Below are 8,941 nucleotides of genomic sequence, written 5' to 3'. Positions count from 1 at the left end.
GGTGCGGGCGGTAGGGGCGCGGGTCAGGAACGGGGCAGCCGCGCCATCAGTGTCCGGATGTGCTCGATGAGGCCGATCGAGCCGGGGACGGTGCGGCCCAGCGACTCGGGCAGGGCCAGGAGGCCGACGTCCAGGATGAACGGGTCGACGACGTGGAAGCTCCGCTCCAGCCCCGGCCGTTCCTCGGTGAGGCCCTCGGGTGTCGCGAGCTTGGACGAGTCGCAGGTCAGCGTCGTGGTCTCCGGGTAGGAGAACAGGCCGGACACCCGCCACCCGGAAAGCTCGATCTCGCTCATGCAGCCGTAGGTCTCCTCGTGCGTGACCCGGCCCACGACGCCCTGCCAGGTGCCGTCGCCCTTCACCACGCCGCCGAGCAGGGTGGCCGTGCCGTCCGGCTCGTGGGAGACGCCCCATTCCCAGCCGGAGTAGCTCTGGTCCAGGACGTTGAAGTCGCCCCAGTTGTGGTCGTGGTAGCCGCGCCAGCCGTCCACGCTGATCCGGGACGACCCGGGCGGCTGGAGCCACCCCTTGACGTGGCTGGTGGCGACGGGCGACGTCCAGTACATCGTCTGGCCGTTGTCGTACTCGATCGGGCCGCCGGTCACGCCGGGCAGGGCGTTGTCGAACCAGATGTCGGCCTTGGCGAAGAGCCCGTGCCACGTCAGGTGGTAGGCGCCGCGCTCCTCGTCGTAGACCAGGTCGCCGGCGCTGCTGCGGACGACGGGGCCGTCCGACGCCGTCACGTCGAAGGCGGGCTCCGGCAGCACGAGCTTCTGCCCCTCCTCCGGATACCAGAAGATCAGCGCGGTCGGGACCGGCTCGGTGAACAGCATCGCGATGAACGTCCGCTTCGTCGCCGGATCCATGACGTGCGTGTACCACCACTCGGTGGCCGAGCCCGGATGCGGGCCGTCGTCGGAGGGCTCGGCGAGCTTGCCGGGCACCTGGGTGAGGTCGGAGCGGGTGATGTCGGTGCGCGGGATCCACGAGCCGGGACCGTCCCCGCCCTCGGCGCGCGCCGCCGGGCCGGACGCGGCGGCCACCGCGCAGGTGGCGGCCATGACCAGCGCGAGCAGGGCGGCGAGATTCCGGCGGACGGTGTCGTGACGTACCACGTTGAGCCTCCTCGGCCGAGCCCCCCGTGACGTCCGGCCCCTGGCGTGGAGCCGTGGACCGAGTGTGATTCGGTCGGCGGACGCTGTCAAGCACTGTGTCGACACACTGTCCGACGACGGCCGCGCGCGGGTACGCTGCCAGCCATGGCCTCCACCACACGGCCCCGCCGCAAGGTGCGGGAACGGCGCGAGGACGTCCGGCACCGCGTGCTGCGGACGGCCGCCGAGATGATGGCCGACGGCACCCCGTACACCGAGCTGCCCGTCCAGCGCATCGCCGAGCGTGCCGACGTGGCACGTTCCACCTTCTACCTGCACTTTCCCGACAAGAGCCGGTTGCTCATCGCGCTTGCGGAGGAGGCGGTCGAGGCGCTGTTCGGGGAGGCCGTCACCTGGTGGCGGGCCGACCACGCGGACGGCACGGCGGGCGTCGCGCACGCCATGCGCCAGATGATCGCCGCCTACCGCGAGCACCGCCGGGTCCTGGCCGCCCTGTCCGAGGTCGCCGGCTACGACCCGGACGTCGCGGCCTTCTGGCGCGACCGGAGGCGCCGGTTCACCGACGTCGTCCGGGACAGGCTCGACGCCGAGCAGCGGGCGGGGACCGTCGATCCCGAAATGGACGTCCCGACGACGGCCCAGGTGCTCACGGGGATGGTGGAGCAGGCCATCCAGGCGCGCTGCCGCCATGACGAGGGCCCGGGGGACGAGCGGGTCGCCCGCACCCTCGCCCGCTCGATCTGGCTGACGGTCTACGGCGTGCCTCCGCCGCCGCCTTGATCTGGACAACTGTCCAGACTAGAGTCCGCGTATCGCGCGGCGGCCGGGCCGCCCCCTACCCGAGGGACCGCCCATGGACGACCTCCCAGAACTGGGCTTCTACGGACTGGCCGGGCACTCGGCCACGCCCCGGGACCTGATCGCCGAGGTCGCCGAGGGCGAGCGCCTGGGGCTCGGCTCGGTCTTCCTGTCCGAGCGGTTCACGACCAAGGAGGCGGCCGTGCTCTCCGGGGCCGCCGCCGCGGCCGGGGAGCGGATCGGCATCGCCACCGCCGCCACCAACCACAACACCCGCCACCCCCTGCTGACCGCGACCCTCGCGACGACCATGCACCGCCTCTCCGGCGGGCGCTTCGCGCTCGGGCTCGGCCGCGGGTTCGACATGCTCTTCGACGTCATGGGCCTGCCGCGCGTCACCAGCGCGCAGATGGAGGACGCCATCGGCATCCTGCGCCGGCTCTGGCGCGGCGAGGCGGTCGCCGGCCACGACGGGCCCGCGGGGAACTTCCCGTACCTCAGCCAGGACCCCTCCTTCGACGAGGACATCCCGATCATCCTCACCGCGATGGGGGAGCGGACCCTGGAGTTCGCCGGGCGCGTCGCCGACGGCGTCGTCCTGCACACCTTCTTCACCGACGAGACGCTCGCGAAATCCGTCGAGACCATCCGCCGCGGGGCGGCCGAAGCGGGCCGAGATCCCGCGTCCGTCCGGGTGTGGTCGGTGCTGGCCACCGTCGGCGACCACCTGGACGAGGAGCTGCGGCTGCGCAAGCTCGTCGGCCGCCTGGCCACCTACCTGCAGGGCTACGGGGACCTGCTGGTCCGCGTCAACGGCTGGGACCCCGCCGTCCTCGCCCGCTTCCGCGCCGACGACCTCGTCTCCGGCTACCCCGGCGCCTTCGACGTGATCGGCACGGCCGCCGACCTGCGGCACGTCGCCGGGCTGATCCCGGACGAGTGGCTCGCCGCCTCCGCGACCGGCACGCCCGACGACTGCGCGGCCCGAGTCCTCGACCAGTTCGACGCGGGCGCCGACGGCGTCATCCTGCACGGCGCGACCCCCGCCGAACTCGCCCCGGTCCTCGACGCCTACCGCCGCGTCCGCCCGGCCGGCCTCGCGGCCCTTCCCCGCAACCCGGGCCGCGCCCGGTGACGCCGGCGGACCTCACCCCCGCCTGGCTCGGCGGCCTCCTGGGCTCCCGGGTCGACGAGGTGGCCGCCGAGCCCGTCGGCACCGGGCAGATCGGCGCGTGCTTCCGGCTGACCGTGAACGGTGACGGCGTCCCCGGCCGCCTGGTGGCCAAGCTGCCCGCCGCCGACCCCGCCGCCCGCGCCCTCCTCGGCGGCGCCTACCGCACCGAGGTCCTCTTCTACCGCGACATCGCCCCGACCGTCGCGATCCGCACCCCGCGCTGCCACCACGCCGCGATCGACCCCGAAACCTTCGACTTCGCCCTCCTCCTGGAGGACCTCTCCCCGGCGGCCCAGGGCGACCAGCTGGCCGGCTGCCCGCCCCGCCGGGCCGCCGCCTGCATGACCGCCCTGGCGGGCCTGCACGGCCCCCGCTGGTGCGACGACTCCCTGCTCGGCATCGAGGGCCTCCACCACAACACCGCCGCCGACGCGGACACCCTGGCCGAGGTCTACGCCCCCGCCGTCGAGACCTTCATCGACCGCTTCGGCGACCGCCTCCACCCCGCCGACCGGGACACCCTGCGCCGGACCACCGACACCATCGGCCCCTGGCTCGTCGCCCGCTCCGAACGCTTCGGCCTCGTCCACGGCGACTACCGCCTGGACAACATCCTGTTCCCGCCGGACGGCGACCCCCCGACCACCGTCGACTGGCAGACCCTGACCATCGGCCTGCCCGCCCGCGACCTGTCCTACTTCCTGGCCACCAGCCTCACCACCGACGACCGCCGCACCCACGAACGCGACCTCGTGGCCCGATACCACGAGGCCCTCCTCGCCCACGGCGTCAGCGACTACCCGCTAGACCTCTGCTGGGACGACTACCGCTTCGCCCTACTGCAGGGCCCCCTCATCACCGTCCTGGGCTGCGCCTACGGCACCCCCACCGACCGCGGCGACACTATGTTCCTAACCATGGCCACCCGAGCCTGCACCACCATCCGCGACCTGGATCCCCCACGCCGTGACGATGCCGGCCGCCGGCGCCCGGTCTAGGGCAGGCGGCCGTTGAGCCAAGTGGGTTCGAGGTCGCCGCCGTCGGTGCGGTCCATGTTGTGCAGGGTGGTGCGGGACGTGTCGGTGTCGCCGGTGGCGAGGCGTATGGCGATCTTGTCTTCGATGTCCTTCGGGGCGCCGCCGGAGTAGCCGTTGAAGACGCTGGAGAAGATCAGGGTGCGGCCGGCCGGGTCGCGCACGTAGCCGGACAGTGCGGTGACGCCCGTCAGCGTGCCGGTCTTGGCGCGGACGTTCCCGGCGGCGGCGGTGCCGCGCATGCGGTTCGCGAGCGTGCCGCCGGTCATCGGGCCGGGCTCCCCGGCGATGGGCAGCGCGGCGTGCCAGGCGGGGAACCAGGGGCGCTTCCGGACGTTCCGCAGCAGCGTGCCGAGTTGTGCGGCCGTCGTGCGGTTGCCGCGCGAGAGGCCCGATCCGTCCGTCATGGTCACCTGCGACGTGTCGACGCCGAGGCGCCGGAGTTCGGCGGTGACGGCGGGCAGTCCGGCCTCCCAGGTGCCCTTGCGCTGAGTCTCGCGGCCGATGGCCTTGACGAGGGTCTCGGCCATGACGTTGTTGCTGAGCTTGAGGAACGGTACGGCGAGCCGGGCCAGGGGCATCGAGGTCCGGGTGGCCACCGTCCGGGCGTCCGCGGGTGTCCGGCCGCGCTCGGTGGCTCCGGCCACCCGGACGCCGTGCGCCTTGAGCGCCTTGCGGAAGACGTCCGCCGCGAACAGCGTCGGCTCCTCGACGGTCCGCAGGACGCTGGTGGGCGCCGCGCCCGCCGGGTGGGAGCCGGTGATGACGATCGTGTTGGTGCCGTTGCCCCGGTCGACCACGAGCGTGGACGCGGACCCGGGCGCGCCGGTGACGGCCCGGTTGTCGATCTTCACCACGTCCGTGTCGGGGGTCAGCCCGACCCGGACCGGCCGCCCCTGCCGGGCGGCGGGAGCGAGTGAGATCTCGACCGAGCCGGCGTCGAAGTCGTCGTTGGGCGAGACGGTCAGCGCGGACGTCTGCGCCGCGTAGGCGTACTGGAGGTCGGTGGGGTCCCAGTCGGCCGGGGTCCGCCGGGCGTCGAACCAGGTGTCGTCGGCGACGAGGTCGCCCCTGACCCTGGTGATGCCCTTGGCGGCGACGGCCGCGGCCAGCCGGTCGTACTCGGCGGCCCGCATGGTCGTGTCGCCGGTGCCGGTGAGGTAGAGGTCGCCGCCCTTGACGCTCACCGTCGTGCGGAACCGGTATCCGGGGCCGAGGATGCCGAACGCGGCCGCCGCGGTCTGCAGCTTGTTGTTCGAGGCCGGGGTCCGCGGCGCGTCGGCGTCGCGGTCGTAGAGGGTTTCGCCGGTCCTGGCGTCCCTGACGGTCACGCCTATCGCTGCGCCCTGGAGGCGCTCGTCCCGCAGGATCGCGTCCAGGTCCGCCGCCAGGTCCCCGGGCGGAGCGGCGTGGGCGGGGAGGGCGGTGGCGCCGCCCAGCGCCATGCCGCCGCCCAGTAGCAGGGCGATCCCGGCGCTCTTGATCATGTCGCGAGTCTACGCGGGTGACCGCGATCACAGAATCATATGATCAACTCTTGACGCGCGACAAAAGTTTGTCTAGCGTTCGTCGCTGTCGAGGTAAGCGTCCCTTTGCCCCGCGTTGAAGGGAAGGCCCCATGCGCACCGGATCCGGATCCGCCCGGGAGGCCGTTCCCGCGCCCGGGGCTCCGCTGCTGGACGTCGACGGCCTCGACGTCGGCTACAACGGCGCGGTACGTGCCCTGCGCGGGGTGTCGCTGCAGGTCCCGCGCCGGGGCGTGGTCGCCGTCCTCGGCGGCAACGGCGCCGGGAAGACGACCCTCTTGCGCGCGATCTCCGGGACGCTCGGTTCCGCCGGCGGCGCCGTCACCGCGGGGACGATCCGCCTCGACGGCCGCGACGTCCGCGGCCTGCCCGCCGCGGAGATCGTGCGGGCCGGCATCGCGCAGGTCCCCGAGGGCAGGCGCGTGTTCCGGGACCTCACGGTGGAGGAGAACCTGCGGGCCGGCGGCCTCACCGCGGCGCCGCGCATCAGGAGCGCGGCGCTCCAGGGGATCTACGAGCTCTTCCCCGATCTGGCCGAGCGCCGCCGGGAGCGGGCCGGGCTGCTGTCCGGGGGCCAGCAGCAGATGCTCGCCATCGGCCGCGGGCTGATGAGCCGGCCCCGGCTGCTCCTCCTGGACGAGCCGTCCCTCGGCCTCGCGCCGCAGCTCGTCGCGCGGATCGGCGAGATCGTCACGGAGATCAACCAGCAGGGCACGGCGGTCCTGCTGATCGAGCAGAACGCCGTCATGGGGCTGCGGGTGGCGGACAGCGCCTACGTGCTCGAAGTCGGGAGGGTGGCCGCGTCCGGCCCGGCCGGGGTCCTGGCCGGCAGCGACGAGATCCGCGGCCGCTACCTCGGCGCGGGCACCGCGTCCACCGCCGGTCCGGGGCCGGACGACGACCGGGAGCCGCCGGACACCGTGCCCCCGGGGCCGGCGGCGGCCGTGCGCGCCGAGGCGCTGAAGGTCGACGGGGTGACGGTCCGTTTCGGCGGCGTCACCGCGCTCGCCGACGTCTCCTTCGAGATCGAGCCGGGCACCGTGCACGCCCTCATCGGCCCGAACGGCGCCGGCAAGTCGACGTGCATCAACGTCCTCGGCGGGGCGTACCGGGTCGCCGCCGGCACCGTCCGCTACGGCGACCGGACGCTCACCGGGCTGCGCGCCGACCAGATCGCCGGCCTCGGCGTCGCGCGGACCTTCCAGAACATCTCGCTCTCCCTGGACGCCACCGTCGCCGACAACCTCCTCACCGGGCGGCACCGCCTGATGCGCTCCGGCGTGCTCGGCGGCGCGCTGGGCCTGCCCCGCGCCCGCCGGGAGGACCGCGAGCACCGCGCCCGGGCGGAGCGGGTCGCCGAGCTGCTCGGCCTCACCGCCCTGCTCGGCCGGTCCGTGCACGCCCTCTCCTACGGCGACCGCAAGCGGGTCGAGCTGGGCCGCGCCCTGTGCGCCGAGCCGACCCTGCTGCTCCTGGACGAGCCGGTCGCCGGCATGAACCCCGCCGAGTCCGCCGAGATGGCCGCGACGATCGCGGAGGTCCGGCGCGAACTCGGGATCTCGATCCTCCTCGTCGAGCACGACATGCCGTTCGTGATGGGCCTCGCCGAGCGCGTCACCGTCCTCGACTTCGGCCGGCGCATCGCGGACGGCACCCCCGCCGAGGTGCAGCGCGACCCGGAGGTCCTGCGGGCCTACCTCGGGTCGGAGGCCGCATGAGGCACGGCCGCATCAGGGACGGAGTACGCGCCCCATGAGCTACCTGCTGACCCAGCTGGTCAACGGCGTGTCGCTCGGCCTCGTGCTCGGGCTGATCGCGGTGGGGTTCGTGGTCGTGTTCAAGTCCACCGGTGTGCTGAACTTCGCGCACGGCTCGGTGCTCCTGCTGGGCGCCTACCTCGTCGCCCGGCTCCACCCGGAACTCGGCTTCTGGGGCGCGCTCGCCGCCGGGGTGGCGGGTGCGGCCCTCGTCGCCGCGCTGATCAACACGCTGCTGGTGCGGCGGGTCGCCGAGCACGACCCGGGCGTGCTCGCGATCCTGACGATCGGCGTGGACATCCTGCTGCTCACCGAGCTGACCAGGCAGATCGGCAACGACGTCCTCGACATCGGCGCCCCGTGGGGGGCGTCGGTCGTCAGCGCGGCGGGGGTGAGCCTGCCGGCGTCCCGGGCGATCGCCGCGGGCACGGCGCTGGTGCTGTTCGCCGCGCTCGGCGCGCTCGCCGCCCGCACCGACTGGGGGCTCGCGATGCGCGCGGCGGCGGCCGACCCCGACACCGCGTCGCTGATGGGCATCCGGCTCAGCCGCACGAGTGCGGTCGGGTGGGGGCTGGCCGGCGCGCTGGCCGCCGTCGCGGGGGTGTTCCTGACCTCCTACCCGACGCCCGGCGTCGAGCCCGGCGTCTCCATCGTCGCGTTCGCCGCGATCCCCGCGTGGGTGCTGGGCGGCTTCGACTCGGTGCCGGGCGCGGTCGCCGGCGGCCTCGTCATCGGGGTCGCGCAGGCGCTCGCGATCGGCTACGAGTCCGAGCTGCACTTCCTCGGCGGCGGGTTCGGCGAGGTCGTCCCCTACGCGGTGATGGTGCTCGTCCTGCTGCTGCGCCCGCACGGGCTGTTCGGACAGAAGGAGGCCATCCGTGTCTGACCGGCCCGCCGCGTCCCTCCGGCTCAACTCGCCGCTCCGGCTGATCCCGCCCCTCCGGCTCGGTTCGCCGCCGCGTGCCGCCGGCGCCGTGCTGCTGCTCACCGCGGTCGCCGGCCCGCTGTGGCTCACCGACTTCTGGCTGCAGGCGGGGCTGTTCGCGATGGCCGCCGTGGTCGGGGCGATCGGCCTCACCCTGCTCGTCGGCGTCGCCGGGCAGCTGTCGCTCGGCCACGCGTTCTTCCTCGGCGTCGGCGCCTACACCTACACCCTCCTCGCCGGGGAGCGGGAGGACGGGATGTCCGGGTTCGGACTGCCCCCGGTGGCGGCCCTGCTCGCGGCCGCGGTGGTGGCGGGAGCGGCGGGCGCGGCGTTCAGCCCCATCGCCGGACGGCTGCGCGGCATCTACCTCGGCCTCGCCTCGCTCGGCCTCGTGTTCCTCGGCCGGCACGTCTGGCTCAACGCCGAGGACGTCACCGGCGGCTACAACGGGCGCACCGTCGAGGCGTTCGCGGTGCCCGGCTTCAGCTTCAGCGACGAGAACCCCGACTACCTGGCGGTGCTCGGGACGCCGTTCGGCGAGCTGCACCGCCTCTGGTACCTGTTCCTCGCCGTCGCGCTGTTCGCCGCCTACTGCGGCCGGGGCATCAAGGC

At 74.0% G+C, this 8,941-nt stretch carries 7 protein-coding genes and 1 pseudogene; 6 read left to right on the top strand and 2 right to left on the bottom strand.

Translation table 11 applies throughout. The annotated features are described in order from the left end of the window. Positions 1-23: 23 nt before the first annotated feature. A complete protein-coding gene (locus E1266_RS32385; RefSeq protein ID WP_132053602.1) occupies positions 24-1,115 on the bottom strand; it encodes a hypothetical protein in 1,092 nt (363 codons plus the stop codon). A 144-nt stretch (positions 1,116-1,259) separates the two neighbouring features. Here E1266_RS32385 and E1266_RS32380 point away from each other — a divergent pair, with 144 nt between their 5' ends. The 3 genes from E1266_RS32380 (at position 1,260) to E1266_RS32370 (ending at position 4,085) form a co-directional block, all read left to right on the top strand. Beyond that, positions 1,260-1,895, top strand: coding sequence for a TetR/AcrR family transcriptional regulator (locus E1266_RS32380; protein WP_132053600.1), 636 nt, complete (start codon positions 1,260-1,262; stop codon positions 1,893-1,895). A 73-nt stretch (positions 1,896-1,968) separates the two neighbouring features. Continuing rightward, positions 1,969-3,048 (top strand): TIGR03857 family LLM class F420-dependent oxidoreductase, encoded by a 1,080-nt coding sequence (locus E1266_RS32375; RefSeq protein ID WP_132053599.1) that lies wholly within the window; start codon positions 1,969-1,971, stop codon positions 3,046-3,048. Further along, on the top strand, positions 3,045-4,085 hold the full coding sequence (locus E1266_RS32370) for an oxidoreductase family protein (protein WP_132053597.1): 1,041 nt from the start codon (positions 3,045-3,047) through the stop codon (positions 4,083-4,085). Before E1266_RS32375 ends, E1266_RS32370 begins: the two co-directional genes overlap by 4 nt. Here E1266_RS32370 and dacB read toward each other — a convergent pair. Then, entirely contained in the window at positions 4,082-5,608 is a 1,527-nt protein-coding gene (gene dacB / locus E1266_RS32365) for a D-alanyl-D-alanine carboxypeptidase/D-alanyl-D-alanine-endopeptidase (protein WP_132053595.1), read from the bottom strand. The two genes, E1266_RS32370 and dacB, sit on opposite strands and share 4 nt — an antisense overlap. A 131-nt stretch (positions 5,609-5,739) precedes the next feature. On the opposite strand from dacB, the gene E1266_RS40050 reads away from it, so the two are divergent. From E1266_RS40050 to E1266_RS32350, 3 genes and pseudogenes are all read left to right on the top strand, one after another. Beyond that, positions 5,740-7,365 (top strand): ATP-binding cassette domain-containing protein, encoded by a 1,626-nt coding sequence (locus tag E1266_RS40050; RefSeq protein WP_132053593.1) that lies wholly within the window; start codon positions 5,740-5,742, stop codon positions 7,363-7,365. 34 nt (positions 7,366-7,399) lie between these two features. Beyond that, positions 7,400-8,290 carry a branched-chain amino acid ABC transporter permease gene (locus E1266_RS32355; protein ID WP_132053591.1) on the top strand — a complete coding sequence of 297 codons (891 nt, stop codon included), beginning with the start codon at positions 7,400-7,402 and terminating at the stop codon, positions 8,288-8,290. After that, positions 8,283-8,941: pseudogene (locus tag E1266_RS32350) on the top strand (branched-chain amino acid ABC transporter permease); the annotation flags it as partial. The gene E1266_RS32355 and the pseudogene E1266_RS32350, both read left to right, overlap by 8 nt.

It is taken from the genome of Actinomadura sp. 7K534, assembly GCF_004348575.1.
In the GTDB taxonomy this organism is placed as follows: domain Bacteria; phylum Actinomycetota; class Actinomycetes; order Streptosporangiales; family Streptosporangiaceae; genus Spirillospora; species Spirillospora livida.
This window is presented reverse-complemented; position numbering and strand designations above follow the sequence as displayed.